The sequence below is a fragment of the Zavarzinia marina genome, from assembly GCF_021568905.1.
Classification (GTDB): Bacteria; Pseudomonadota; Alphaproteobacteria; order Zavarziniales; family Zavarziniaceae; genus Zavarzinia; species Zavarzinia marina.
Window position 1 is genome coordinate 637,256 of sequence record NZ_JAKGSB010000002.1, and the last position, 26,823, is coordinate 664,078.

Consider the following 26,823-nt stretch of genomic DNA (forward strand, 5'->3'; position numbering starts at 1 on the left):
GTCAGCGCGCCAGGCGGCGCGCCGCCGCCATGCCCACCAGCGCCAGGGGCACGCAGGCGACGAAGATCCAGGGTCCGGCGGCCAGTGCCGTCGCCGGGCCCGGATCGGCGCCGAGCCCCCTTGCGTTGGCGACGATGCCGGCCCCGGCGGCGCCCAGCGCATAGCCGAGCAATTGCACCGTCGGCACCACCGCCGCCGCGAGGCCGCGCTCTCCCTCGTCCACCGCCTCGACGATACGGCGGGTGACGAAGGCCCAGACCATGCCCATACCGCCGCCCTGCAGGAAGGCGACGACCGCCACCCAGAAGAGGCCGCCGAAGGGCACGGCCCAGGCCGAGAGCGGCACCGCGAGGCCGGCGGCGGCGGCGCCCGCCAGGATCACCCGGCGCTCCGCCCTGGGCCCGACGCCGGCGAAGACGACGGCGGTCAGGGTCCAGGCCACCGCCTCCACCGCGATGACGTAGCCGACCACCAGGGGCCGCGTGCCGTGCAGATGTTCCATCAGGATCGGCGCGAAGACGGTGAACGGCATGGTGGCGATCGAGACCGCGAGCACCAGCATGAAGCCGGCGGCGGCCGCGCCGGGCCGGAAGGTGGCGCGCGGCAGGATCGGCACCGCCGCCCGCCGGTCGAGGCCGATGGCAAAGCCGAGCAGCGCCAGCCCGGCGAGCCCGGCGCCCAGCGCCGACGGCACATGGCCGATCACCCCCGCCGCCGCGATGCCGAGCACGCCGAGCGCGACGACGAAGAGCCGGGCGAGCGGCATGGGCGTCGGCGCCTCTCCCGCCCGGGCCTTCGCCGTGCCGTCGCCGGGCAGGAAGCGAGCGAAGGCGAGTCCCAGCACGAGGGCCTGGGCGGCGAAGGCCCAGAAGGCGCCGCGCCAGAATCCCGCCTCGGTGAAGAGACCGCCGATCAGTGGCCCGAACAGCGCCGCGACGCCCCAGATCACGGCGACGACGGCGAAGAGGCGCGGCCAGAGCGCCGCCGGAAACAACCGCTCCAGCGCGACATAGGCAAGCGCCACCATCGCCCCGCCCCCGGCCCCCTGGAGCGCCCGGCCGAGCAGCATCACCGCCATGTCGGGTGCCGCCGCGCTGGCGACGCAGCCGACGCCATAGAGCAATGCGCCGCCCGTGATCGCGGCGCGGATCGTGAAGCGCCGCATCGCCGAGCCGGCGGCGGCACCCGCGACGATGGAGGCAAGGACATAGAGCGCCGTCGCCCAGGCGAGATAGGCGGCGCCGCCGATCTCCGCCACCACGGTCGGCATCGCCGTCGCCACCAGCAGGCTGTCGGCGGCATGAAGCCAGATGCCGAAGCAGAGCAGCAGGAAAACCGGAAAATGGCGTTCCCGCAGGACGTCGGCCCAGCGCGCCGTGGCACCGTCGCTCATCGCGGGACCGACCCGTTGCGACGCATCATCATGGTTCGACAGATCGTGTTTTGGCGGTGACCGCGCCGGGGTGCCCCGCTAATATCCACGAAAAACATGAGGAAACCCCCGGCATGACCCTGCCCGATCCGGTGTTCTATGCCATTCCCGCCTTCGGGATCCTGATCTTCGCCGAACTCGCCTGGATGAAGCTGCGCGGCGGCGTCGCCTATGAGGGCCGGGATGCGGCGGCGTCCCTGACCATGGGCTTCGGCAGCCTGATCCCCGGCCTTCTGAAGGGGCTGGTGCTCTATGGCGCCTTCGAATGGGTGCATGGTTTCGCGCTCTTCGACATCGGTTTCCAGTGGTGGGCCTTCGTCGCCGTCTTCTTCGCCGAAGACCTCTGCTACTACTGGTTCCACCGTCTCAGCCACGAGCATCGCATCTGGTGGGCGGCCCATATCAATCACCATTCCTCGCAGCACTACAACCTCTCGACCGCGCTGCGCCAGACCTGGACCGGGCAATTGGCCCTGACCTGGATCTGCTGGCTGCCGCTCGCCCTGATCGGCTTCCCGACGGAGCTGATCTTCTTCCAGATGGGCGTCAGCCTGATCTATCAGTTCTGGATCCATACCGAGGCGGTGGGCAGGCTGCCCGCCTGGTTCGAGGCCGTGTTCAACACGCCATCGCACCACCGGGTCCATCACGCCACCAATCCGCGCTATCTGGACGCCAATTACGCCGGCATCCTGATCGTCTGGGACCGGATGTTCGGCAGCTTCGTGCCGGAGGACGGAACGGAGCCCTGCCGTTACGGCATCGTGAAGAACATCGGCAGTTTCAATCCCCTGGTGATCGCCTTCCACGAATGGCGGTCGCTCGCCCGAGACGTCGCCCGGGCGCGGACCTGGCGCGGCCGGCTGCACACGCTGTTCGGCCCGCCCGGCTGGCGCGAGGACGGCAAGGGCACCACCTCGGCCGAGATCCGCCGCCTCTGGGCCGCGCGTCAGGCCGCGGTCCGGCAGCACGTCCAGCCGGCCGAATGACCGGACGCCGGGAATCCGGCCCGAAACATCGGGGGATGATTTAGGGGAGAGCTTTCCGGAAGCGGATCACGCCGCCGAAATCGTCGCCCGCCGGACCGATCAGCGGCGGCAGGCCGTCGTCGCGCGGGCCGCCGAAATCGAAGGATTCGCCGCTGCCGCCGGAGCGCGCCGTCGGACCGGAGCGCGCCGTCAGGCCCGGCGGCGACGCCAGGGGTCGCAGGCCGGGGCTCGGCGGTACCATGGCGGTCAGCCCCGGCACCGTCGGCCCCAGGGCCGGACCCGAGCGTGGAATGGTGACACGCGCACCGTCCCGTCCTTCGCCGATCGCCCGCCCGTCACCGATGGCGGGCGCGATGTCGACCTTGCCGGAGTCGCGCAGACTCTCGGCCCGGGCCCCGAGGCCCGCGCCCCCCCATAGGGCAGCCGCCACCGCGATGGCGGAGAGTATCGACCGGAAGGCGTGCATGAATGCACGCTACGCCCCGAGCGGGCGGAGTCCAGCAGGACTGCGACCAATGCGGTTCGACCCGATTCGGGAGGGTCAGGCGAGCGGCGTCGAGGGGTCGTGCTGGCGCGCCAGATAGCGTTCGCCACCGTCGACGGCGATCACCTGCCCGGTCACCTGGGCAGCCCCCGCGAGGAAGACGACGGCATCCGCGATGTCGCCCGGACCGAGCCCGGGACCGAGGGGCAGCTTGCCCTTTTCGGCGGCGAAACGGGCCTCGTCCTGGAACGGACTGATCAGGGTCAGGCCGGGCGCGACCCCGTTCACCCGGATGCGCGGCGCATAGTGGCGCGCGGCGAGATCGGTGATGGTCGCGAGTGTCGCCTTGCCGAGCGTATAGGAGAGAAAATCCGGGTGCGGCCAGGCCAGCTTGGCGTCCAGCACGTTGACCACCGCGCCCCCGTCTGCGCCGCGTGCCCGGTCGAGGGCCTGGATCAGCATCAGGGGGGCGAGCGCGTTGACCGCCATATGGCGGTTGAAACTGCCGGGCGTGAGGCTGGCGAAATCGTCCGGCTCGAAACGCGAGGCATTGTTGACGACGAGGCCGATGTCGGGCCGGCGCGCGAAGAGATCATCGATCCGGGCCGCCAGCGCCGCCGCATCCCCGAGGTCGAGGGTCACCAGGTCAACCGCCGCGCCCGCCGCGCCGAGATCGGCGAGAAAGCCGGGATCGACCGTCGCCGGGTCACGCGTCTGCAGCACGAGGTCGTAGCCCGCCGCCGCCAGCGCCCGGGCGATGGCGCCGCCGATGCGCCGCGTGCCGCCGGTGATCAGGGCGGTCCCGGCGCGCTTGCCGGCGCCGGCCGGTTCGCGATCGCTGCCGTTCATGGTCGATTCCTCCTCCGGCCCATTGGTAATGGCTGAAGGGCCCATTCGCCACGATGTTTGTGTGATAGGGCAAATCGGCTATGATCCGGCGCCGGCGCGCCGGCGCCTCGGCACCATGTCACATTGGGGGGAATCACCATGTCCGAAGAACTGACCATCAAGCGCGGCACCAAGATCGACGAGGCGGATGCCGCCTCCATCGACAAGTCGAAGCTCGGCATCCTGCTGGCCAAGCCGCCCCAGGACGCGACCGAGGGCCAGGCCCGCTACAACGGCTATACCCAGTGCCCCTGGTGCGGCCACGTCGGCTGGACCGTCGGCCTCGACACCAATTACTACGTCAACGTCGTCTGCGGCTCCTGCGGCGGCCTCTTCCGCGCCTGATCCGGCCCGCGCCCGCCGGACACCTTCCGGTGTCCGGCTCTCGCGCCGCGCTCATCCGACCGGACGCGGCTGTCCCTTGGCGTCGATCGCGACGAAGGTGAAGGTCGCCTCGGTCACCTTGTAGCGATCCTCGCTGTCGCGGCTGCGCCGCCAGGCTTCGACGTGGATCTTCATCGACGTCCGGCCGACCGAAAGCAGCGTCGCATAGAGACTGACCTCGTCCCCGATCGCGACCGGGCGCAGGAACACCATGCCGTCGACGGCGATGGTGGCGCAGCGCCCCTTGGCACGGCGCGCGGCGGCGCTGCCGGCGGCGAGATCCATCTGCGCCATCAGCCAGCCCCCGAAGATGTCGCCCGCGGGATTGGTATCCGCTGGCATCGCGATGGTCCGAATGACGGCTTCGGCCTGGGGCGGTACTTCGTTGCTCATGCGCTGGGGCTTCCCGAGGGGATTCGATGCCGGATCCTACCTCAGAATTTCCGATCAATAGTCGCGCAGACGATCGATATCGAGGAAGCGTGCCATGTCCCGGTCGAGGATCGACCAGTCGGCGGTCATGGTGATGCGGTTGTAGCGCTGGCCGATGACGTTCCAGAGCACATAGTTGCGCGCCATCCACAGGCCCGAGTCCGGGGTGAAATCCAGGGCGTCGTCCAGCACGCGCCACAGCCGTCCGCGCTGGTCGTACATCTCCTGGTACTGGGCGTAGTGGAATTCCTTGTCGATGTAGAGCAGGCGCCGGCCATAGACGTAGTTGCCGGACTTGTCCCTGACCTCGAGGTACCAGACCGGGCGCAGTTCGAGGTCGATGGTCTCGATCTCGCATTCGTTCTCCGAATATTGCGCGGGATCATAGGCGTGGCCGACCTCGGGTTGGGACAGCACGAAACCCTCGCCCACGATCTCGAAATCGAATTTGCGCGGATCCGGCTTCAGCCAGGACTGGCGCCATTCGTCCCAGGTCGCCTCGATCCCCGGCGTCATCGGGTCCTGGGTGTCGGAACCGCCCAGGATGCGGGTGCGGCGCATGGTCGGGACATAGCCCCGGAAATCGTCCGGCTTGTCGGCGGAGGCGAAGCGCCGCCTCGTGGCGGCCAGGCCCTTGATGTCGCGCGGCGAGAGAAAGACGATGGAACCGGCCTCGACCGTATCGTCCTCGCCCCGGACGTCGCCCAAGGGTTCGCTGTCGACCCTTCCATGCATCTTCTGCCACCAGAGATGCATTTCATAGCGCCGCTCCACCCGGTTGTCGGGCAGGCAGGAGACCAGTTCCATGGGCTTCAGGGCGGCATTGTCGTTGCCGACCCCGCGCGAGAGAAAGGCCCAGTAGAGCTCCAGCCCGTTGCTCGGCTTCATATAGGGCAGGCCCGCTTCGGTCAGCAGCGCGAAATCGCCATTGGCGTCGAGCAATTCGCCCTTCTCGTTGATCGAGAATGTGCCGGCCTTCTTCGTCGCCTCCAGGCGCCCGCGCGACATCGTATAGGGTGTCGTCGGCACGATGCGGATCTTCTTCCAGCGGAACCAGTCGCCGGAGGTCAGGCGGTCGTAACTGGGGCCGGGCAGGTAATCCTTCAGCCACGGGTAATCGCCGACATTCGCCGCCGTGATCTCCAGGCCCGGCTTCAGGTCCGGCGGCAGATCGGCGGCCGCGACCAGGCTGCGGGCGGAATAGCCGCGAAACGCCGTCCAGTCCTCGGCCAGGGCGACGGCCTTCGGGTCCGCCAGCATTTCGGCGAAGCGGGCGTGACCTTCGAAGCCGGTCCTGGCCGCCAGGGCGCGCCATTCATCGACCCATTCCGCCGCCGGGGCCGGCGTGGCGATCAGAGCGAGGGCCGCCGCCAGGGCGAGCCGGCGCCAGCCCCTCATGCCTCACCCGAGAGGAAGTCGTCGACCAGCATGTTGAAGCGCGCCGCATGCTCGATCTGGGTCCAATGGCCACATTGCCCGAACATATGCAGTTCGGCGCGCGGCAGCAGGCGGAACAGGCGTTCGGCGTTGCTGGGCGGGATCACCCGGTCCTCGCGGCCGTGGAGGATCAGGGCCGGCTTGTCGATCGCGGCGATATCCGCCTCGGGCGTCGCCAGCGCCGTCACCCAGCGCTGGCGCGGGGCCGGGAACAGGGCGGCGAAGCGCTCCTGCACGCCGGCGCGGATGCTGGCTTCGTAACGCATGCGCACCAGGTCGTCGGTGGCGCGGGACGGATCGTAGGAGAAGATGCCGATCAGGCGGCGCATGGTCTCGATCGACGGCTGGTAACCCCAGACGTCGTCCAGCCCCCTGGTGATGGCGAATTCGACCCCCGCCGCGCCCATCAGCACCAGACGGCGCACCCGTTCCGGGGCATGGACGGCAAGCGCGAGCGCCAGCGCCGCCCCGAAGGAATTGCCGACGATGTCGACCTGCTCGTCGAGCTCGAGGGCTTCGAGAAAGCCGGTCAGATGGGCGACGCAACGCGCCATCGAAAACTCCAGCCCCGGCGGGCTTTCGGTATAGCCGAAACCCAGCATGTCGGGCGCCAGCACCCGGCGCGACGCCGACAGCGGCGCCATGTTCAGGCGCCAATTGGCATAGGCCGAGACCCCGGGGCCGGAGCCGTGGATCAGCAGCAGCGGCCGCCCCGCGCCCAGGTCATGGTAATTGGTGGCGATACCGCCGGCGGTGACGCGCCGGCCGATCTCCGGATTCTGCTCCATGGTGCCAGTCCTTGGAAGTGTTCAGTCCTTGGAAGTGCCGGGCCTCAGAAGAAACGGTCGTAGTGGATCTGCTCGAACGGCACTTTCAGATCCAGCATCAGCATGCGCTGCAGGGCTTCCGCCATGGGCGGCGGCCCGGCGAAATAGATTTCGGCCTCGCGCAGGCTCTCGCCCATCTGGCGCCCGACGACCTCGTGGACGAAGCCGGACAGGCCCTGCCAGCCCGCGCTCAGGGGATCCTCCAGGGTGGAGACGACGGGGTGGTAGAGCAGACTGTCGCCGAAGCCCGGCAGGTCGACCAGATGGGTTTCGCCGCAGATGTCCGCCGCCGTGCGCCCGCCATAGAAGAAATCGAGGCGGCGCGACGGATCGGCCCCGATCGCCCGCGCCAGGGAGATCATGGGCGCGAGGCCGGAGCCGCCGGCGATCAGCACCACCGGCCGCGTCGAATCCTCGACCAGATAGGCGAGACCATAGGGCCCGTCGAGGTCGAGCGTGGCGCCCGGTGCCATGTCGAACAGGGCGTTGCTGACCGCGCCGCCGGGCACGCGCTTGATCTGGAATTCCCAGATCCCTTCCGCATTCGGCAGGTTCGACATCGAATAGCAGCGGCGCAGGCCGTCCCCGGTGCGCAGGATGGCGTATTGGCCGGGAATGAAATCGGCCGGCCCGGGGGCGCGGAAGCTGAATTCGCGGATGTCGCGGGTCAGATCGCGCGTGGCGGCCAGTTCCAGGGTCGTGACCTGCGGCGTGACGCGCGGCGCGCAAGCCCGATCCAGGCCGACCTTGATGGTGACGTCGCCACAGGCGCGGGTCTGGCAGGCCAGTTGCAGGCCCTTTCGCCGGTCGCGCGCGGAAAGCCCCGGCGCGTCGGGCCAGAGTGTCTCCACCTCGCCCGCCAAGACCTGGATCCGGCACGAGCCGCAGCCGCCCGACGAACATTCGTAGGGCAGGCCGAGGCCGGCGCGAAGGGCCGCCTGCAACAGCGAGGCATCGCCCGGATTCTGCACGAAGCTGGCGCCGCCCTCGATCGTCACCAGGGGGGCGGCATCCGTCTGGCGGGCCGGCGACGCGGTCATGACGATTCCGCCTTGGAGACGCCGGCGACGCCGAAATGGGCCGCCGGCACTTCCCAGATGATCACCCGCACCGCCTGGCGCGGCACTTCGGCCGCGCGCTCGGCGGCGTCGGTCAGTTCCTTGATCAGCTTGCGCTTGGTCTCGGCCGAACGGCCCTCGATCAGGGTGACGTTGATGATGGGCATGGTCAGTCCCCCACGGTGATGGCGACGCGGCCGAGACCTTCGATGTCGGTCTGGACGTATTCGCCGATGCTGAGCGCATGGGCGGCGGTGATGCCGCCCGCCATGACGATGTCGCCCGGCTCCAGGCTCTCGCCCCATTGCGCGACCATGCGGGCGGCGGCGACCAGGGAGCGCACCGGGTTGCCGAGGATCGCGGCGGTGGAGCCGATCTGGCGCGGCATGCCGTCGACCGAGAGCACGACGCCCAGGTTGGAGAGATCGAAGCTGGGCTTCACGAAACTGCCGATGACGAGGCCGGAGGACGAGGAATTGTCCGCGATCACATCGGGCAGGGCGAAGCGGAAGGCCTGGTAGCGGCTGTCGATGATCTCCATCGCCGGCGCCACGCCCTCGACCGCCGCCATGGCTTCGAGCGCCGTCACCTTGCCGGCGAGACGCCGGCCCATGCGATAGACCACCTCGGGTTCCGCGCGGGGATGGACATAGCGGGCGCGGGACAGCGACGCGCCCTCTTCCAGCAGCATGGCATCGGTCAACCGGCCCCAGATCACTTCGTCGACGCCGACCTGGATCATCTTGGCCCGGCTGGTCAGGCCCATCTTCACGCCGATGCGGCGCTCGCCCCTTTCGAGGCGGCGGCGGATCGAAAGCGCCTGGATGGCATAGGCGTCGTCGATGCCGAGGTTCGGCAGTTCGTCCGTGATCTGCGGGATCGCGGTCGCGTTGCGGGCCGCCTCGTCGACGCGCAGGGCGAGTTCATGCAGGGCCGTCATCTCAGGCCTCCTCCTCGAAGCGGCAACGGACGGCGCCGAGGCCGGAAATCCGCAATTCGACCACGTCGCCGCCCTTGACCGGGGCAAGCGGGCCAAGGGCGCCGGACAGGATCGTGTCGCCCTTCTTCAGCGGACGGCCGACCTCGACCATCTTCTTCGCCAGCCAGAGCGTGGCGACCAGCGGATTGCCGAGGCAGGCGATGCCGGCGCCGGTGGAAATCGGCTCGCCCCGGCACGACATGACCATGCCGCAGAGCACGGGATCGAAAGCCGTCAGCGGCCGGGGCTGGCTGCCCAGGACATAGAGGCCGGAGCTGGCATTGTCCGCGACCGTATCGACGATCTTGATGTTCCAGTCGGCGATGCGGCTGCCGACGATCTCGATCGCGGCGACGGCATATTCGATCGCATGCATGACGTCGGCCAGGGTCAGGGCGTCGCCGTCCAGATCGTCGCGCAGGTAGAAGGCGATCTCGCCCTCCACCTTCGGCTGGCTGACGCGGGCGACCGGAATGGTCTCGCCGTCGCCGAAGGCCATGTCGGCGAAGAGCATGCCGTAGTCCGGCTGATCGAGACCGAGCAGGTTCTGCACGGCCTTGGATGTCGCGCCGATCTTGCGGCCGACGAGGCGGCGGCCTTCGCCGATCCAATGGCGCGTATTGGCTTCCTGGATGGCATAGGCGGTCGCGGCGTCCGGGTTTTCCACCCGGTCGCGGAGCGGCGCGATGGGCGTGCCCGTCGCCACCGCGTCGCGCAGCAGCGCCGCCGCCTGCTCGACGTTGATAAGTGCTTCTGTCACGTCACGGGTTCCTTAGAGCTTGACGCAGACGTTGGAGAGTTCGGTATAGAACTCCAGACTGTGGACACCGCCCTCGCGGCCGATGCCCGATCGCTTCGAGCCGCCGAAGGGTGTGCGCAGATCGCGCAGGAACCAGGAATTCACCCAGACGAGACCGGTGTCCATCTGTCCCGCGACGCGATGCGCGCGGCTCGAATTCTCGGTCCAGATGGAACAGGCGAGGCCGTAGTCCGTATCATTCGCCCGCTCGATCACTTCGTCCTCGTCGTCGAAGGGCGAAACGTGACAGCACGGACCGAAGATCTCCTCGCGCATGATGGCGCTGTCGTCGTCGAGACCGGCCCAGATCGTCGGCTGCACCCAGGCCCCCTCGGCCAGATCGCCGGGCATGCCGGGCACGCCGCCGCCGGTGACGACATCCGCCCCCAGTTCGCAGGCCTTGGCGTAATAGGACAGGACCTTCGACTGATGCTCGCGCGAGACCAGGGGCCCCATGTTGGCGGCAGCATCGTCGGGCGTGCCCAGCACCAGGCCATCCGCCCCCGCCTTCAGGCGTCCCAGGAATTCCTCGAACACCGGGCGCTGGACATAGACCCGCTCCGTCCCCAGGCAGACCTGACCGCAATTGGCGAAGGCCGAGCGCATGGTGCCCTCGATCGCCTTGTCGAGATCGGCATCGGCGAAGACCAGGGCCGGGTTCTTGCCGCCCAACTCCAGGGAGACGGGACGGATCAGATGGGCACCCGCCCGCATGATCGCGGCCCCCGTGCCGGTCTCGCCGGTGAAGGTGACCGCATTGACGTCGGCATGGCTGGTGATGAATTCGCCGGCGCTGCCCGGGCCGAAGCCGTGCACGACGTTGTAGACGCCCGGCGGCACGCCCGCCTCGTTCATCACCTCGCCGAGCAGGGCCGCGGTCGACGGCGTCTCCTCCGACGGCTTCACGACGACGGTATTGCCGCACGCGAGCGCAGGCCCGACCTTCCACGTCATCAGGAGAAGCGGCAGGTTCCAGGGACAGATCACGCCGATCACGCCCTTCGGCCGGCGCAGCGCATAGTTGACGGCGCCGGCACCGTCCGGCGTGTCGAGCATGAAACTCTCGGTCGGCACGTTCTTCACGAGATCGGCGAAGATCTTGAAGTTGGCGGCGCCGCGCGGAATGTCGATATGGCTGGCCAGGCTGCGGGGCTTGCCGGTATCCCGGCATTCCGCCGCCAGGAACTCCTCGAAGCGCGCGGTGATGCCGTCCGCCACCCTGTGCAGGATGGCGGCGCGCTCGTGCACCGTCATCTTGCCCCAGGGCCCGCGCAGCGCCCGCTTGGCGGCGGCGACGGCGGCGTCGACCTCGTCCCGTCCCGCCTCCGCCACTTCGGCGAAGACGGCATTGTTGCAGGGATTGCGCTTCTCGAACCAGTTCACTCCCTCGCGGTAGGAACCGTCGATGAAGTTCAGGATCTTCTCCGTGTTCATCAATGCACCCGATCAGGTCACGACCGTCATGAAGCGGTCGTTCAATGCGCGCTCGTAATAGAAGATGGCCTTGCCGACCTCGTCGGTGCTCCAGGTCCGGACCGGGTGGTCGGGATAGAAGGTATAGCCGCCGGCGAAGACTTCGTTGCGGTTGCCCGATGGATCGAAGAAATAGATCGTCTGGCCGCGGGTGATGCCGTGGCGGGTCGGGCCGATGTCGACCGACATGTTGTAGCGGCTCATGATGTCCGCCGCGTGACCCACGTCGTGCCAGCTTTCCAGCAGGAAGGAGACGTGGTGCAGCTTGCCCTTGCCCTCGTGCCGGACCAGGGCGAGGTCATGGGCCTTCATGCCGCAGGAGAGGAAGGTGGCGATCACCGTATGGTCGGGCGTCACCACCTGTTCGGTCACGGAGAAGCCGAGGACGTCGACGAAGAGCGCCTTGGCGCCGTCGATGTCGTCGCCGTAGAGCAGGCAATGATCGAAGCGCAGCGCGCGCATGCCGCGCGGTTCCGCATGCCAGAGTTCGGGGTTGTTGACCATGGGCCCGATCTGCGCCAGGTCGATGGTCGCGAACAATTCGAAGCGGTGGCCGGTCGGGGCTTCGAAGGCCAGGCGCCGGCCGACCGCCGGCATGTCGCCCGGCTCGATCTCCTCGACCGGGACGCCCGCCGCCAGCAGCTTCTCGTGCAGTTCGTCGAGCGCGCCTTCGGACATGACCTTGAAGGCCATGAAATCCATGCCCGGCTCGTCCGCCTCGCGCAGGATGATCGAATGGTGGTCGAATTCGTCATAGGCCTTGAGGAAGACGCGGCCGTCGTTCGTGGTGGTCACGACGTCGAGACCGATGCGGTCGCGGTAGTGTTCCAGCGCCGCCGCCATGTCGAGCACGCGGACCTGGACGTAGCCGGGCCGCAGGACACCAGATATCGCCATGATTACCTCCCGTTTTGCCCCTCGGGGCTTGATTGTCGTGAGACCTGCCGGTCCAGATCGGTGGCGAGCCGGACCCGGAGATCGGATTGGGGATAGATGCGGCACGCCAGCGCCAGACCGAGATCGGTATGGCCGGGCGGTACGTGCCGGCAGCTCATCGGGCCGGCCTTGAAGGCCCCCTGGGTCACCCGCACGAGGCACAGGCCGCAGCCGCCGTTGCGGCAGCCGACGGGGATGGAGCGCGCCCCCAGGCGTTCCATCGCCTGAAGCAGTCCCTCGCCGGCCGGACAGCGAAAGCGCGTGCCGCAATCCTCGACCTCGATCGTGTGGTGGACCGCCATCGCCTACATCCTCTGCGACAGGGGACTGCGCTGCGGCGCCTTGTCGTCCGCCTTGGTCAGGAAGCTTTCGGTGTGGATGTCGCGGTCGAACAGCCGGCCCTTCATCAGGGCGCGGATGCCCGCCTCGATCATCGGCGGCGGACCGCAGAGATAGGCCTTGTGGCCCCGGAACATCCCGTCGAACAGGCGCACCGCCGCCTCGTGGACGAAGCCGGTCTCGCCCGTCCATCGGTCTTCCGGCTGCGCGTCCGAAAGCACGGGGACATAGGTGAAATTGGCGTGGGTCTCGGCAAGCCGCCGGAACAGGTCGTCGTAATAGAGATCCTGGCGCTGGCGGACACCGTGCAGCAGGGTGATCTTCTGTTCGAAGCCCCGGGCCAGAAGATCCTCCACCATCGACTTGGGGCTGGAGAGGCCCGAACCGCCGGCGATGAAGATCATCGGCAGGGAGGAGGATTCGCGGACGTAGAAGCGGCCATAGGGGCCCGAGACCGAAAGCCGGTCGCCGACCTTCAATACGTCGTGCAGATATTCCGTGCCCTTGCCGCCGGGCACGCGCCGCACATGCAGTTCGAGCCGGTCGCCGCCCGGCGCATTGGCGAGGGAGAAGGCGCGCTCGCCCTGGACGCCCGGAATGCGGAGCTGGACGTATTGCCCGGCCTGGAATTCGAAATCGATGGCGCTGGCGTCGAGCCAGATTCCCTTGATGTCGCGCGCCAGCGGGCGGATGTCGACGACCTCGGCCTCGAAGTCGAGGACCGGGCAATTGCGCGCGTCGGGATCGACGTCGATATCCGCCTCGATCGTCACGTCGGACAGCGGCCGGGCGCAGCAGGCGAGCGCGCGCCCCTCCTCGCGCTCGAAATCCATCAGCGCGAAGGGCGACGCATCGCCGAGGTCCACCTCGCCCTCGATCACGGAAATCTTGCAGGTGCTGCAAAGGCCGTGATTGCACTGATAGGGCAGGTAGATGCCGCCGCGCAGGCAGGCATCGAGAATGGTCTGTCCTTCCGCGACCTTGATGGCCTGTCCGAGGGGTTCGACCATCAGGGTGTAACTGGTGCCGCTCATCGCTCCGTCCGTCCGTTCAGCAGGTGGCGATGCCGCCGATACCGTGCAGGCCGGGGGTCCAGAAGCGCAGCAGCGACTTGTGGCCGATGTGGTTGGCGGCGAGGCTCGCGTCCATCACGGGCTTGAACGGGCGCGAATCCAGCATCCAGGTCACCCTGGACCAGTCGACCTGCGGCCATTCGGGATGCAGGCCGTAGCAGCCGGGCAGGATGTCGGTCAGCACGGTGCGGAACGGCATGGCGGGCGGCAGGGGCAGCGCCAGGCCCGCGCAATAGAGCAGGTGCTCCTCCCAATGGAAGTAGACGACCTGATTGCCGTGGAAATTCTCCAGCCGGTCACGCGCCTTGAACTCGTAACGGCCGATTGCTGAGACTGTCATGATTCCTCCCAAGTTCCTTGGGACGGGCGTGCGCCGGCGCCCGTCCCCTTCTTTTCGCGTCAGACGGGGTTGGCGGCCTTCTGGGCCTGCCATTCGTCCCAGAGCTTCTGGTCGGGCGAGCCTTCGTAGTCGAAATTGTCGACGCCGAAGTTGAGGTGATACCAGGCCAGAACGTCCTTCACCTCGGCACCGCCGCAGTTACCCATGTAGATCTGATGGACCGGCAGCCAGGACTGCACGTATTTCTCCGGCTCGTGGCAGAAGATGTCCTTGCAGCCGTCGGAGCAGAAGTGATAGCGCTCACCCTTGTATTCCGCCGAGCGGAAGCAGATGGTCGTCGGATCGTCCGGCTCGGTGAAACCCATGGGGATCTGGCAGGTGGTGCAGAGCTGGGGCAGGGTCTGGTTGTAGAAGCGCTTGCCCTCGGCCGCCATCTCGCTCCAGGCCTTGAAGCGCGGGCGGTAGTACTTGTCGAAGGTGTCGGGATATTTCGCCGACAACCAGGTCATCTCCTCTTCCGACGGCAGCCAGGTGTGGAACGCCGCGGCCTGGGTGTAGTTGTAGAAGATCGACCACACCTCGTGGCTGAGGCGGTGCTTCTCCTTGGCCGCGACCTCGTGATATTTCGGCTTGCGGATGCCGTAACGCGACAGGTCCTCGAACAGGGCATCGCCCGCCTGCTCGAAATACATCTCCCAGGACTCGGCCCAGGACATGATCCGCTTCGGCAGCATGTAGTCCATCATCATCGAGACGAGGCTGAGCAGGCGATAGCCGCGCCAGAACCACTTGTCGATCCAGCGCTGGACGATCGGCACATTGCCCTCGTCCTGCTCCAGCATGAACTTGATGATCTCGAGGCCGAGCGTCATGTGCCGCGCCTCGTCGGACTGCGCCGAGAAACCGAAGGTCACGGTCGCCATGTCGCCGTTGTAGGCGGCACCCGACATGAAGGGCACGAACAGCAGATTGGTCAGGACATATTCGAAGCTGAACGAGATCGCGGTCAGGAATTCGAACGGGCCGGCCGTGCAGGCATCCTCGAAGAACGATTTCGGCACCGAGAGGTACCAGACGCGGTCGTGCATGTGACGCGCGTCGTGCAGCCCGTCGAAGAACTTGTTGTAGTGGCTCATCGTGTGGATCTGCGTCTGGGCATGACGCAGTTCGTCGATCGCCTGCATCTGGCAGGCGATGCGCGGCCCGGCGCCGACGAAGTGGCGGCCGACATGGGCATAGCCGCGATGGGCCGAATATTCGAGCGGCGAGACGCCGGTCAGGAACAGCTTCAGCGCATTGACGTAGCGCGCGTCGGTGATGTTCAGATGGCCGTTGTTCTGGGCGAAGCTCTCGATCACGGCATAGAGCTTGCGCTCCTTCTCCGCCTGGTACTTCCAATAGGCGTCCATGGTCAGGCGGAACGGGTCTTCCCACGCATCCCAATCGTGGATCTTGATGCCCTCGTAGGCGACATAGGGAAACACCTTGTCCATCGGCTGATAGGTGGTCTCCCAGCCGAGGTCGCGGGTGAGATGGGCGTAGCGCTCCTTGAGGCTCAGTTTGCGCTGCTTCTGCAGCGGCGGCATGGCATTCATGGGTCGTCTCCTCAGGCGTTCTTGGTGGCGGGGCCCGCTTCCCAGGCCAAGGTGAAGCTGTCGTCGTCCTCGTCGACGTTGCCGGCGAGGGAGATCAGGGACAGCTGGAGTTCCTGCAGGTCGAAGGACCGGCCGAGGCGCTCCTCGATCGTCTCGCGCTTCAGGCACAGGCGGCCCTCGCAGTCGATCTTGGTCAGGGCCGGCATGCGCGATACCTCCGCCGCCGGGTTGTCGGAAACGATGGCGTCCACGATCTGACGGCCGTCGTCGGTGTTCTGGAGGGTGATGGAAACCTTGCTCATGACCGCCCCCTTCAGACCGCGAGACCGAGCTTGCGGCCGCGTACAGCGAGATCGGCGGCGATGCCGTCGAGGGTCGCGTCGGCCGCCGGGCCGAGCACGGCCCGGGCGATCGGCGTCACGGCCTCGCGGGCGCGCTTCGCCCAATCGTTCGTCCAGCGCGAGAGATGGCCGGCGTTGGCCTCGTTCTCCCGGGCCGCGGTGCCGATCACGGCATCGACCCAGCGCGAGGTCTCGTCGAACCAGTCGAGCATGAATTCCGTCAGGGGCGAGATCGCCCCCCCGCCATGGCCCTGACCCGCCTCGTCGAAGGCGCGATAGGCCAGGGGATAGACGAAGCCGTCGAGGACGAGGTTCTGGGCGACGAAGACTTCGAACCAGTCGGGGGCGACCAGCAGATCCTCGATCGCATGGCGCAGGCCCTGCCAGTCCGGATGCTCGATCCAGTCCTGCTTGGCCGCGGTCAGGCTGGTGCCCGAGCCGCCGTCGGTCAGCAGACCGATGCGGCTGATCACCTGCGCGATGCCGAGCCGGTCCATGGTGGCGAACATCGTCGCCTCGGTGATCGTCGAGCCGAAGCCGATATCGGTGATGTTGCAATTGTTCATGTTCGCGCCCCACTCGTAGTGGCGGAGCGGGAGCAGATAGTGACGGAGGACGGTCATCCAGTCCTCGGCGACGCCGCTGACGCGACCGCGCTTCTCGGCATAGGCGAAGGCCTTTTCCGTCGCCTCCATCATCCGGGCGCGGGCAATCGTATAGGTTCCATAGTAGAACTGACGGGGATCGCGCAGGACGTGCCAGTCCTCGAGTGCGATCGCGGTACGGCTCGCATCGAAGAGATCGTATTCCGGTGCCCAGGTCGGGCGATAGTGGAACGCGCCGGTCGCCTGGAGATCGAACATCGACTCCTCGTAACGCGACGCCGGACGGTCCGCCCCCAGACGGCGCGCGACGTTGGCATAGGTCTGCCGGCGCGGCTGAATGGTTGCGGTCTTGATGTCGATGGTCATGAGCCGATTTCCTCCGGGTATCGATTTCACTGCTGGCGGGCGAGCGCGCTGAAGGCTCCGACGGCGGCATCCGCGATCTCCAGCTCGGCGCGCTGGGCATCGCGAAACTCGAAGAGGGCAGCGATCGGCATCACCATCTCGACCATCAGGTCCGGATCGCCGAGGGTGAATTCGAACAGGACGAAGGGGGCCTTGACTTCCGTCACCCGGATCCAGCGCGCCGCCATGTCGAACGGCGGCATATCGGCATCGGCCCTTTCCATCTGCGTTCCGTTTCCCTGTCTTCGTCGTCGTTGGATCTTCTTTGTCGCCGGGCGCTTTCCGCAGCCTCGATCGGATTACTGCAAGCGTCATGCCAAGGGTCGAATCGATGGAACCTTTTGCATCGCACACAGGCGCTTGACGCCGCGACAGCGTCGCTTTCTCCCGATTCGCGGCAATGCGCCGTGACGGGCCTTGCGGCACCGCAACACGGCATTCCGGACGGTGCGCCGATACAGTCAATGAAATGGTGAAACCGCCGATCCGGCCTTGGATCATTTTCGACAAAAAAAAGCGGGCAACGCGATCGGGATCGCGTTGCCCTTGAGTTACCCGGGGGGGACCCAGGGGGAGAGAGAGGAGGGGCGCCGCCCGATCGGGGGCGGCGCGCCGGTCACTTGTAGTCGCGCAGCTGGTCGATATCGAACAGGCTGGGCGTCGGATTGGTGTCGAGGTTTTCCCAGCGCGATTCCATCTCGAGCCAGGTGATGCGGTTGGAGATCACGTTCCAGAGCGCGACCTGACGCCACTGGGCCTGACCGGTGTTCGGCACCCAGTCGCGGCTGTCGTACCAGACACGCATCAGGTTGCCCCGGGCGTCGTAGAACTCGTTGGCGACCGGATAGTAGAATTCCTTGTCCAGGTAGATCCGGCGCTTGGAGTAGATGTATTTGCCGGTCTTGTCCTTGATCTCCAGGATCCAGACGGGACGCAACTCGAGCTCGACCGTATCGACCGCGCAGGAACCGTCGCGCTGGGCCGCCTGATAGAAGTGGCCGGTGTGAGGGAAGCCCAGGGTCCAGCTTTCGCCGACCAGTTCGTAGTCGAACTTGCTGGGATCGGTCTTCACCCAATAGGCACGCCAGTCGTCCCAGATCAACTCGAGGCCCGCGGCCAGCGGATCCTGGCCGTCGGTGGCCGAGAGGATGCGGGTGCGCTTCAGGGTCGGCACGAAGACCTTGAAGTCGTCTTCCTTGCTGGCGTCGGCATAGCGCTTGCGCACGCCGGAGAGACCGCGCACGTCACGGGGGTCGGTGAAGTAGACCGCGCCGCCCTCGACGACGCCATCCATGCCGTTGATGTCGCCGAACGGCTCGACGTCCTTGCGGCCGTGCATCTTCTGCCACCACAGTTCGGCCTTGTACTGGCGTTCCAGGCTGCCGCTGCTGTTGCAGACGTCCATGGTGATCGGGTGGAAGTTCAGATTGTCGTTGGCGATGCCGTGGGCGACGAAGGACCAGGTGGCCTCCAGGCCGTTCTTCGGGTTGAGGAAGGGCATGGCCCCCTGGGTCGCCAGGGCGAACTGGCCGTCGGGGGTCAGCAGATTGCCGTCGGGGGTGGCGTTGAAGGCGGTGCCCTTGGCGGCTTCGCTCTGCTCCAGGGTGCCCTTCGGCATGTAGTAGGACGCGGTCGGCACGATCACCGCCTGCTTCCAGCCGAACCAGGCGCTGTCCTTGAAGCGCTCGGCCAGGGACGGCAGGATATAGGGCTTCAGCCATTCGGCATCGACGTTGCCGGCATTGATCACCGTGCCCGGCTTCAGCTCCGGCGGCAGGCTGGCGCCGGCCAGCATGCCCGGCGCGTCGTAGCCGCGAAGCGCCGACCAGCGCTTGGCGACGGCGAGCGCCTCGGCCGAGCCGAGGGCGTCGACGAATTTCGAGCGGCCGTTGCCTTCGCCGTGTTCGGCGATGAAGGCCTTCCATGCGGCGACGCCGTCCTCCGGACTGGCCATCGCGACCTGGGATGCGCCGATCGTGGCGCCTCCCAGGGTCAGGGCGGCGACGATGCCGGTCGCCATGGATCTGATCTTCATACGTTCCTCCCGTGGTGGTTGGTTTTCGTTAGAACTGATAGGTGAGCGAGAACTCGATCGCGTCGGCATTGTCGTAGAGGCCCATGAGCCCCTGTTCGTTCTTGCCTTCGTAGTGGATGAGTTCGATACGCGGCCGGATGTTGTCGCCGAAGTAGTTCAGGTCGACGCGCTGGCGATAGGCGAAGCCTTCGTTCTGGAAGTCGTAGGCGGCCAGCCCTTCGAGATAGAGACGGCCCTGGTCCAGCGCCTTCCACCACAGGAAGGTGGCGTAGGTCTGCACCGGGTGGACCTTCGAGCCATAGGCCGCATAGGGCGACTGGAACATCAGGTCCTTGGAATCCTGGGTGATGATGTTGAAGAGCTGGAAGCTGGTGAAGATCGAGCTTTCCTGGCCCTCCCAGAACGGCAGCCACAGGAAGTAGTCGAAGCCGGTCATGATCGAGATCTGATCGCGGAAGGTTACGCTCTCGTCCGGGTTGGAGATCAGCGCCGGCGTGCCGTAGGCCTCGGTGCCGACGTTGGTGTTGACACGATAGCGGTTGAAGGGCTTGTCGAACTCGTAGGACGCCTCGACGCGGAACACCGGCGCCACGTCCTTCGGCCCGAAGGCGAGTTCGACCATGTCGCGGGTGAAGGTCGCGCCGATCAGCTTCTTGCGGTACTTGTAGTCCAGCTCGAAGTTGGTGGTGACCGAGCACATGGGCGGCAGGATGCCGGTGGCGCAGCCGTAGAGATTGATCGGATAGGCGCCGAGCAGATCACCGAGCGAACCGAGCAAGCCGCCCGTCGTGGTGCGCATGGCGTCGAGATAGCCGACCCCCGGCGCATGCACCAGGGTCTCGAGCAGGGACTGGCTGAGCGGTACGTTCAGCAGCGCCTCGTCGGCATTGTGGGTCGCGCTGCCGACGTGGAGCGTCGAGTCGCGCATCTTCACGATCGGCAGTTCCTGCCAGCCGTAATAGGCGTTCAGGGTGCCTTCGCCGTGCAGCGCCTGAAATTTGAAACGTGCCGCCAGGGTCGCGTCCGTCATCGAGAACTCGCGCGGCGTCACGTCCGAGAGATGGGCGGCGAAATAGGGGATGCCCTTGCCCGAGACCGGATCGATCAGATAGGGGAAGGGAAAGCCGTAGAGCCCGCCGGATGTGGTGTCGCCCGGGGTCGGATTGTTGATGACGAACTGGTCGTGATGGGTCTCGGGCATGAAGATCAGCTCGAGGCCGGGCTTCTTCAGGCCGATCCATTCGAAGGGCGCGGCGATGCCGATCTCGTCGAAGTTCAGGTCGAGGGCGGCCATCCAGCTCGGGATGCGGATCTCGTCGCTGTCGCCGAGCACGCCCTTCATGCGCAGGTCCTGGGCATGCAGCACGTCGAGGAGGCGGATGCCGTCCGACTGGCCCCAGCCGCGCACGAACTTGCCGACCTTGAGGGCGAAGCGGTTGTAGTCGTCGGTGATCTTGATCGCCAGCTCGCGGATCATCTCGTCTTCGAAGTCGTCGAGATAGCGGTTCTGGCGGTCGACCGTATTGCCGAAGGGATCGTCCCTGCCGCCGCCCCGGCGGTTCAGGTGATAGCCGTACTGCTGGGTCGCGTCGTAACTGTAGGGGTTCTGGATGCCGCTGCCCTTGATGTCGGCGCCCCAGCTGTCGACCCAGTCGCCGCGCAGCCAGAAATTGCCGGTGACGGCGATATTGCGCGACGGTTTCCAGCTGATGTCGGCTTCGGCGATGTAGTTCGCCTGGGCGAGCTTGAACATGCCGTCCGTCAGTTCGGAATAGCCGAAGGCCACCCCCTGCTTCACGCGTCCGCCGATGCTGACGTTGTCGAACCCTTCGGCCAAGCCGGCCAGCGCACCCGCTGCCGCACCGCCCAAAATGGTCGACGCCAGCAGGATGTTCACCAGTTTCATGTTAGCCCCCTGCCTCGTTACGGCGGTCCTCGAACCGCCTTCCTCCCAAGCGTCTTGTCTCTTTGGCCGGCGGACGGTTCCGCCGGCTTACCTCTTCCTCTTCCGGCGGATCACTCCGCCGGCTTTCCCAATGCTTCGGCGCCCAGGGCCACCTTCGCCTCCGTGCGACCATGGGCGTGTTTCGCCAGCGACTTCGGGCGGAACAGCAGGACCATGCAGGGCACGAAGATCAGCGCGCCGAGCATGTTGAAGAACAGCACCACGGCATGGAGCACGCCCATCTCGGCCTGGAAGCGCAGCGCCGAGAAGAAGGCCCAGGGCATGACCGGCGCGATCATGGTGATCGCCGTGATCATCACCGCGTTGCCCGAGGTGCGCAGCGCGTGGCCAATGGCCTCCTCGTAGCTCTCGCCCTCGGCCAGGGACTCGCGGACCCGGTGCAGGATGTAGATGCCGTAATCGGCTGCGAGGCCGACACCGAGTGCCGCCAGCGGCAGGGTGTTGATGTTGAGGCCGATCCCCATCAGCCACATGAAGGTGTCGGTCATGAAGGTGGAGGTCAGCAGGGCGAAGATCAGCACGCCCGTGACCCACAGCGAGCGGAAGGCGAGGAAGATGCAGCCCGCGATGAAGACCACGATCGCGATCAGGACGGCATCCTTGGTCTGCTCGATCTCGGTGTTCACCGCTTCCGCGATGCCGACCTGACCGCCGGCGACCATCAGTTTCGCGCCGTTCGGCAGCGGCGGCATGGCGGCGATGAAGTCGCGCGCCAGGCTGGTCACCGCCTTCACCGTGGTGCCGGTCTTGTCGTCCAGCGGCACGATGATGTTGCCGATGCGCCAGGTCTCGTCGGTATAGGCCTTGAAGTCGCCCGGCTCGCCCTTGGAGGAGTAGAGATAGACGTTGAACGCCACCTCGTCCGCCGTCTCCGGCACGATGGCATAGGACGGATCGCCCTCGTAGAGCACCTGGTTCACCGCCTGCACCATGGGCACCATGCTCTGCGGGTGGCGGGCCTTCGGCTCGTTCTGCCAGATGTAACGCGACAGTTCCTCGATCGCGCGATAGGTCGCGGGCTGGATCATGGTCTCGTCCGGGCCTTCGACATAGACCAGCATGACGTCGGTGCCGACCCCGGCGAAGCGCTCGTTGATCAGCGCGTTGTCCTCGTTGTAGCGGGCATCCGGCCACAGGATCGGGCTGCCCACGGCATCGCCGATGACGACGAAGCGCGCGCCGAAGATGCCGCCCACCAGGCACAGCGCGGTGACCGCGATGACGATCCGGGGATAGCGGTTGAACCGGGCGTATTTCCAGACCGTCTCGACCCAGGTGGTGCGGGCGCGGAAGCGCCCCGGGCGCGGCATCAGGCACAGCAGCGACGCCGTGAAGATCAGCGCCGGCGCGATCGCCAGCAGCCAGGCGCCGCAGATGATGCCCAGCGCCTGCAGGCTGGGCACGCCGATCATGACGAGGACGAAGAAGCCGCCCGCCGCCGCCACGATCGCCGTCAGGCTGGGCACGAAGACCTGGGCCAGGCCGCCGACCACGGCATCGCCCATGGCGACGCCCGGCTGCAGGCGTTCGAACACGCGCGACATGAACTGCACGCAGTGCGACAGCACGATGGCGAAGACGAAGACCGGCAGGATGATCAGCAGCGGATCGAGATTATAGCCGACCAGCGCCATGGCGCCGGTGCCCCACAGCGTCCCGACGCCCGCCGTCAGCATGGGGATCAGCACCCCCATCCAGGAGCGGAAGTAGACGAACAGGATCAGGCCCGAGAACACCAGCGAGATCGCCACGAGGGTGATCGTCGCGCCGAGATCGTTGTAGATCGTGCCGAGCAGGATCGGCCGGCCGACCATATGGACCTTCACGCCGTTGGCCGCTTCCTTCGCGCCCAATTCGTCGATGAAGGTGACCAGCGTGGCGTAATCCGTGTCGTCCTTGAAGTCGGCGATGATCATCCCCGCCTTCTCGTCGTTGGAGACGAGGAGACCGCGGTACTGCGCCTTGATCGCCGCTTCGAAATTCGCCCATTCCTCGGGCGCGCGGGGCAGGTCGGGCCAGGCGATGGCGTTGATGTCGATGCGCCCGGCCGAGCCGACGATGGCCTTGGTCTTGCGCAGCGTCAGGGCCTGCACCAGATGGCGCTCGACCGAGGGGTGGAAGAAGATCTCGTCCGCGACGCGCTTGTAGGCGGTCATGAACTTCTCGTTGTAGATCGTGCCTTCCGTGTTCTCGACCATGATCAGGGTCGTGTTGGCGCCGCCGAACTGGGCGCCGAACTTGGCCATCAGCTCCACGTTCGGGTGGTGCACCGGCAGCATCGCCTCCAGCACCACCTTCAGGGAGAGTTGGGTGAAGGACATGTAACCGAGGAAGGCCGTCAGCAGAACCATGCCCGCGGTGATGAGTTTGGCGCGCCGGCGCACCAGGCCGGCAATTCGGGTCGCGATCATTGGGTCACCTGCTCGATCTCGGTCGAAGGCGCGGCATCGGATGCCACGGTGGCGGCGGGCGTGAAGGTGCCGTCCAGCGCGTCGGCGCGCAGGATGGCGCCGCCCTGGCCGACCGCCACCGCCCTGCCGTCGTCGCCGATGGCGACGCCGCCGATCCAGGAATAGGACAGCGGGAACCGGTCGGAGACGTCGGCCGGCGCCAGCCCCTTGGCCGACAGCGTCAGCAACAGCCCGTTGCCGCCGATCAGCCCGCCCGCGCCGTCCGCCGAAAGCGCCACCGCGAGGAAATGCTGCTCCGTACCCGTCGGAATCGGCGAAACGTCCCAGGCGCCGTAGTCGTCGCGCCGAAGCGACAGCAGCGTTCCGTTCAGGCCGACGGCAAAGCCGCGGTCGCCGGCGACGGCAACGTCGAGCAGGGTCGGATAGGACTGTTCGGTGAGCACGCGCCAGGATCGGCCGGCGTCCTCGGTCACGGCCACCACGCCGAATTCGCCGACCGCCATGGCGCGGCGCCGGTCGATCGCGGCGACGCCGCTGAGGCGCGGCAGATCGCGGCCCTGATAGTCCGACAGCGCCTGTTCCCGCCAGCTCTTGCCGCCGTCCGAGGTGTGAAGAATGGTGCCGCCGTGACCGACCGCCCAGCCCCGCTCGGCATCGGCGAAATCGACGGCCCGCATATAGGTGCCGGCCTTCTCGTGGATCACGCGCCAGTCGCGACCGTCCTGATTACTTTCGAGGATCCGGCCACGATGGCTGACGGCGACATAGCCGCCTTCGGGGCGTCGCACGACGCGACGCAGCAGATCACTCGTGCCGCTCGACACGGCGACCCAGGTGGAGAGGTCGCCGTCAGCGATGGCGACCGCGCCGTGATAGCCGCTGGCGACGGCATGCTCGCCGTCGATCGCGATTCCGAACAGCGAATCCGGATAGAGGCGGGGTGCCGGGACGGCGGCCCTGGCAGGCCCCGACAGGGCGAGCACCCCGGCGGTGAAGGCGGTGCCGGCCCCCAGCATCAGCAACTGCCGCCGCGAAAATTCCATCGAAGGCAGGTTTCTCTTCATACCGTCCGCACCCGATCGGCTGTGGCCGGCTGCCTCCTGTTTCTTGAACGCTCCCACGGCGTCGTTCCTCCCATCATTCGCGGTCCATGCCGCGTTGCCCCCCTTCCTGCAAGAACGTTGCCAATCGTGCCGATGCGGCAGCGCGGAATTTACAAAGCCCTGAATTTCCTGGAATTTTTCATTTGCCGTGACGCCGCGCGACACGGCGGTCGGCAGCTTTGACGCAACGCAACTTTCTGATTTAGAGAAGCGCCGACGGTCCGGCGGTGAATTTCGATAAACCGATGACGGCGATCGAAATCGCCTCTCCCGCGATCACGCCGCCGCGTATCCCGAGTGGATACATTCGCCCCGCGAACCATGCGCGCCCCGGTCGAAAGCGGACGCGGATACGAACGCGCGCGAACCCGCCGGGTCACGCCGCCCCGCCGAACGGCGAACGCCCCGCGACGGGGCGCGGGGCGTCGGCGCAACGGAACCGCGGATTAACCCTGGAGACCGGCGGCCAGATCGCCGTCGCCGAATTTCTTCATTCGATACGCAAGTTGCGCGCGCGTCAGGCCGAGCGCCCGCGCCGCTTCCGACAGATTGCCCCCGGCCCGCTCGACCGCGGCCCGCAGCAGGCATTCCTCGAGTTCGTCGAGCGGGGTGCGCGATTGCAGCACCTGATCGACGACGTCGGTCACCCGGCCCTGGCGGCTGTCGGGCGACATGTCGCTGAGCCGGCCGTCGGCGCCCATCTCCATGACATAGGGATCGACCCGCTCGCCCGAGGTGAAGAGATGACAGAGATCGATCTGGCCGTCCGCCGGCACCAGGATGACGCCGCGCTCCACCATGTTCTCCAGCTCGCGCACATTGCCGGGCCAGCCATAGGCGTAGAGTCCGGTGATCGCGCGCTGGGTGAAGCCGGCCACCGGCTTGCCGTGGCGCGCGGCGAAGAGTTGGAGGAAATGGTTCAGCAGCACCGGAATGTCGGCCCGGCGGTCGCGCAACGGCGGGATCACCACGGGAAAGACGTTCAGGCGATAGAACAGATCCTCGCGGAAGCGGCCCCGGGCGACGCTGTCGCGCAGGTCGACATTGGTCGCCGCGACCAGGCGCACGTCGACCCGGCGCGCCTTCACGTCGCCCACGCGCTCGATCTCGCCCTCCTGCAGGGCGCGCAGCAGCTTGCCCTGGGCGGAGAGGCTGAGGGTGCCGATCTCGTCGAGGAACAGGGTGCCGCCGTCCGCCCGCTCGAAGCGGCCGGGACGGGAGGCGACGGCGCCGGTATAGGCGCCCTTTTCCACCCCGAACAATTCGGATTCGAGCAGGTTTTCCGGAATCGCAGCGCAATTGACGGCGACGAAGGGCCGGTCGGCCCGGCCGCTGATCGCGTGCAGGGTCTGGGCGAACATTTCCTTGCCGACACCGGATTCGCCGAGCAGCAGCACCGTGGCGCTGGTGCCCGCCACCTTCTCGATCATGTGGCAGACGACGTTGAAGCCGGCCGATGCCCCGACCAATTGCCGCGTTGCCGACAGGGGGCCCGCCGGCGGCGGTGCCTCGGGCGTCCGGTCCGGCGTCAGGCCGACGACGATGCGGCGCTGGTCCGCCTTGTTGGCGAAGGCATGGGGCTGGAGATAGCGGATGTCGTCGTCCGCGTCGGACCAGTCGGCGACGGGCTTGCCGATGATGCGGCAGGCGGAATGGCCGGTGGCGCGGCACTCGACCTCGCGGAACAGCACCGGCCGGCCCATGATCACGCTGGTATAGCCGGAGGCATAGCCGATCTGCATCCAGCAGGCGGATTCGGTGCCGATGCCGTGGGAGGCGATATGGACCTCGTCCTCGCTGGAATCGTGCCACAGCAGTTCGCCGTAGAAATGGCCGGTCTTCACGTCGCGCTCGATGCGCAGCGGCTCGACCGTGACGATGCCTTCGAGCATGTGGAGCTGCGGCCCGACGGTGAAGAAATCGAAGAAGTCGCAGGCCCCGCCGCCCCGCACCTTGATCGCCAGTTCGGCGTCCTGGGCACCGGAGGCATAGCCCATGCGGGTGAGAAGGGCCCGCGCCCCCTGCATGCCCACGGTCTCGATCAATTCGTTGCGGAGCGCGCCGAGAGCATGGACGTGGAGCAGGATCATGCGGCTGTCGTCGAGCCAGATCCGCCCCGCCTTCGGGCAGAAGCGGATGCGCGCCGCCAGATCGTCGATGCTGGGCAGGGTATCACCCCTACCCGTGCTGGTGCGGCCGATGCGGCCGATCACCGGATCGGTCTGGTCCACTGTCGGTGCCATGTCGTCTCCCCCTTTTTGTGTCCCCCCTTGGCGTCATCCCGGCGCAGGCCGGGATCTCGTGGGCGAAGGGCTTTGTGCCTTCTCGTCGAAAGGCCCCGGCCTGCGCCGGGGCGACGCTTCGAAAGACCTCAGAACGTGACGACGGCGCGGATGGACTTGCCGTCGTGCATCAGGTCGAAGGCGTGGTTGATCTGTTCCAGCGGCAGGACATGGGTGATCATCGGGTCGATCTCGATCTTCTTGTCCATG

26 protein-coding genes are annotated in these 26,823 nt (G+C 67.0%); 2 read left to right on the top strand and 24 right to left on the bottom strand.

Annotation, left to right across the window (positions count from 1 at the left end):
• Nucleotide 1 precedes the first annotated feature (1 nt).
• Nucleotides 2-1,393 (bottom strand): MFS transporter, encoded by a 1,392-nt coding sequence (locus tag L2U69_RS08755; protein WP_236106402.1) that lies wholly within the window; start codon nt 1,391-1,393, stop codon nt 2-4.
• Nucleotides 1,394-1,506: 113 nt separating this feature from the next.
• Here L2U69_RS08755 and L2U69_RS08760 point away from each other — a divergent pair, with 113 nt between their 5' ends.
• Complete coding sequence (locus tag L2U69_RS08760) at nt 1,507-2,421, top strand: sterol desaturase family protein (protein WP_236106403.1); 915 nt, start codon at nt 1,507-1,509, stop codon at nt 2,419-2,421.
• A 40-nt stretch (nt 2,422-2,461) separates the two neighbouring features.
• On the opposite strand, the gene L2U69_RS08765 is transcribed toward L2U69_RS08760, so the two are convergent.
• Both L2U69_RS08765 and L2U69_RS08770 read right to left on the bottom strand, forming a co-directional pair.
• Nucleotides 2,462-2,887, bottom strand: coding sequence for a hypothetical protein (locus tag L2U69_RS08765; RefSeq protein ID WP_236106404.1), 426 nt, complete (start codon nt 2,885-2,887; stop codon nt 2,462-2,464).
• Nucleotides 2,888-2,962: 75 nt separating this feature from the next.
• Nucleotides 2,963-3,754 (bottom strand): SDR family oxidoreductase, encoded by a 792-nt coding sequence (locus L2U69_RS08770; RefSeq protein ID WP_236106405.1) that lies wholly within the window; start codon nt 3,752-3,754, stop codon nt 2,963-2,965.
• A 138-nt stretch (nt 3,755-3,892) separates the two neighbouring features.
• Between L2U69_RS08770 and L2U69_RS08775 the strand changes: the two genes are divergently transcribed.
• Nucleotides 3,893-4,138 (top strand): hypothetical protein, encoded by a 246-nt coding sequence (locus tag L2U69_RS08775; RefSeq protein WP_236106406.1) that lies wholly within the window; start codon nt 3,893-3,895, stop codon nt 4,136-4,138.
• Between the two features lie 51 nt (nt 4,139-4,189).
• Here the strand turns inward: L2U69_RS08775 and L2U69_RS08780 are convergent, their stop codons facing one another.
• The 21 genes from L2U69_RS08780 to L2U69_RS08880 all read right to left on the bottom strand — a co-directional run bounded on the left by L2U69_RS08780 (nt 4,190) and on the right by L2U69_RS08880 (nt 26,574).
• A complete protein-coding gene (locus L2U69_RS08780; RefSeq protein ID WP_236106407.1) occupies nt 4,190-4,570 on the bottom strand; it encodes an acyl-CoA thioesterase in 381 nt (126 codons plus the stop codon).
• A 54-nt stretch (nt 4,571-4,624) separates the two neighbouring features.
• Entirely contained in the window at nt 4,625-6,007 is a 1,383-nt protein-coding gene (locus L2U69_RS08785; protein ID WP_236106408.1) for an outer membrane lipoprotein-sorting protein, read from the bottom strand.
• Entirely contained in the window at nt 6,004-6,834 is an 831-nt protein-coding gene (locus L2U69_RS08790; protein WP_236106409.1) for an alpha/beta fold hydrolase, read from the bottom strand. Before L2U69_RS08790 ends, L2U69_RS08785 begins: the two co-directional genes overlap by 4 nt.
• Nucleotides 6,835-6,878: 44 nt before the next feature.
• Nucleotides 6,879-7,913, bottom strand: coding sequence for a 2Fe-2S iron-sulfur cluster-binding protein (locus tag L2U69_RS08795; RefSeq protein ID WP_236106410.1), 1,035 nt, complete (start codon nt 7,911-7,913; stop codon nt 6,879-6,881).
• Nucleotides 7,910-8,098: a tautomerase family protein gene (locus L2U69_RS08800; RefSeq protein ID WP_236106411.1), complete on the bottom strand. Its 189-nt coding sequence runs from the start codon at nt 8,096-8,098 to the stop codon at nt 7,910-7,912. Before L2U69_RS08800 ends, L2U69_RS08795 begins: the two co-directional genes overlap by 4 nt.
• Nucleotides 8,099-8,100: 2 nt before the next feature.
• Nucleotides 8,101-8,871 carry a 2-keto-4-pentenoate hydratase gene (locus tag L2U69_RS08805; protein ID WP_236106412.1) on the bottom strand — a complete coding sequence of 257 codons (771 nt, stop codon included), beginning with the start codon at nt 8,869-8,871 and terminating at the stop codon, nt 8,101-8,103.
• Nucleotide 8,872: 1 nt separating this feature from the next.
• A complete protein-coding gene (locus tag L2U69_RS08810) occupies nt 8,873-9,670 on the bottom strand; it encodes a 2-keto-4-pentenoate hydratase (protein WP_236106413.1) in 798 nt (265 codons plus the stop codon).
• Between the two features lie 12 nt (nt 9,671-9,682).
• Nucleotides 9,683-11,143, bottom strand: a complete 1,461-nt coding sequence (locus tag L2U69_RS08815) for a 2-hydroxymuconic semialdehyde dehydrogenase (RefSeq protein WP_236106414.1) — start codon at nt 11,141-11,143, stop codon at nt 9,683-9,685.
• A 12-nt stretch (nt 11,144-11,155) separates the two neighbouring features.
• Nucleotides 11,156-12,079 carry a catechol 2,3-dioxygenase gene (locus L2U69_RS08820; protein WP_236106415.1) on the bottom strand — a complete coding sequence of 308 codons (924 nt, stop codon included), beginning with the start codon at nt 12,077-12,079 and terminating at the stop codon, nt 11,156-11,158.
• A gap of 2 nt (nt 12,080-12,081) precedes the next feature.
• Nucleotides 12,082-12,420: a 2Fe-2S iron-sulfur cluster binding domain-containing protein gene (locus tag L2U69_RS08825; RefSeq protein WP_236106416.1), complete on the bottom strand. Its 339-nt coding sequence runs from the start codon at nt 12,418-12,420 to the stop codon at nt 12,082-12,084.
• A 3-nt stretch (nt 12,421-12,423) separates the two neighbouring features.
• Nucleotides 12,424-13,491, bottom strand: a complete 1,068-nt coding sequence (locus L2U69_RS08830) for an NADH:ubiquinone reductase (Na(+)-transporting) subunit F (protein ID WP_236106417.1) — start codon at nt 13,489-13,491, stop codon at nt 12,424-12,426.
• A 16-nt stretch (nt 13,492-13,507) separates the two neighbouring features.
• On the bottom strand, nt 13,508-13,870 hold the full coding sequence (locus L2U69_RS08835; RefSeq protein ID WP_236106418.1) for a phenol hydroxylase subunit P4: 363 nt from the start codon (nt 13,868-13,870) through the stop codon (nt 13,508-13,510).
• 59 nt (nt 13,871-13,929) lie between these two features.
• Nucleotides 13,930-15,465, bottom strand: a complete 1,536-nt coding sequence (locus tag L2U69_RS08840; protein WP_236106419.1) for an aromatic/alkene/methane monooxygenase hydroxylase/oxygenase subunit alpha — start codon at nt 15,463-15,465, stop codon at nt 13,930-13,932.
• Nucleotides 15,466-15,476: 11 nt separating this feature from the next.
• The gene (locus L2U69_RS08845) at nt 15,477-15,767 is read right to left on the bottom strand and encodes an MmoB/DmpM family protein (protein WP_236106420.1); all 291 of its coding nucleotides are present in this window, start codon (nt 15,765-15,767) and stop codon (nt 15,477-15,479) included.
• A gap of 11 nt (nt 15,768-15,778) precedes the next feature.
• Entirely contained in the window at nt 15,779-16,777 is a 999-nt protein-coding gene (locus L2U69_RS08850; protein WP_236106421.1) for an aromatic/alkene monooxygenase hydroxylase subunit beta, read from the bottom strand.
• Nucleotides 16,778-16,803: 26 nt separating this feature from the next.
• Nucleotides 16,804-17,040: a phenol hydroxylase subunit gene (locus L2U69_RS08855; RefSeq protein ID WP_236106422.1), complete on the bottom strand. Its 237-nt coding sequence runs from the start codon at nt 17,038-17,040 to the stop codon at nt 16,804-16,806.
• 392 nt (nt 17,041-17,432) lie between these two features.
• Nucleotides 17,433-18,851, bottom strand: a complete 1,419-nt coding sequence (locus tag L2U69_RS08860; RefSeq protein WP_236106423.1) for an outer membrane lipoprotein-sorting protein — start codon at nt 18,849-18,851, stop codon at nt 17,433-17,435.
• 28 nt (nt 18,852-18,879) lie between these two features.
• The gene (locus tag L2U69_RS08865; protein ID WP_236106424.1) at nt 18,880-20,757 is read right to left on the bottom strand and encodes a DUF1302 domain-containing protein; all 1,878 of its coding nucleotides are present in this window, start codon (nt 20,755-20,757) and stop codon (nt 18,880-18,882) included.
• A gap of 110 nt (nt 20,758-20,867) precedes the next feature.
• Nucleotides 20,868-23,228: an efflux RND transporter permease subunit gene (locus L2U69_RS08870; protein ID WP_236106425.1), complete on the bottom strand. Its 2,361-nt coding sequence runs from the start codon at nt 23,226-23,228 to the stop codon at nt 20,868-20,870.
• Nucleotides 23,225-24,271: a WD40/YVTN/BNR-like repeat-containing protein gene (locus L2U69_RS08875; protein WP_236106426.1), complete on the bottom strand. Its 1,047-nt coding sequence runs from the start codon at nt 24,269-24,271 to the stop codon at nt 23,225-23,227. Before L2U69_RS08875 ends, L2U69_RS08870 begins: the two co-directional genes overlap by 4 nt.
• Before the next feature lie 506 nt (nt 24,272-24,777).
• A complete protein-coding gene (locus L2U69_RS08880; RefSeq protein ID WP_236106427.1) occupies nt 24,778-26,574 on the bottom strand; it encodes a sigma-54-dependent Fis family transcriptional regulator in 1,797 nt (598 codons plus the stop codon).
• Nucleotides 26,575-26,823: the final 249 nt, after the last annotated feature.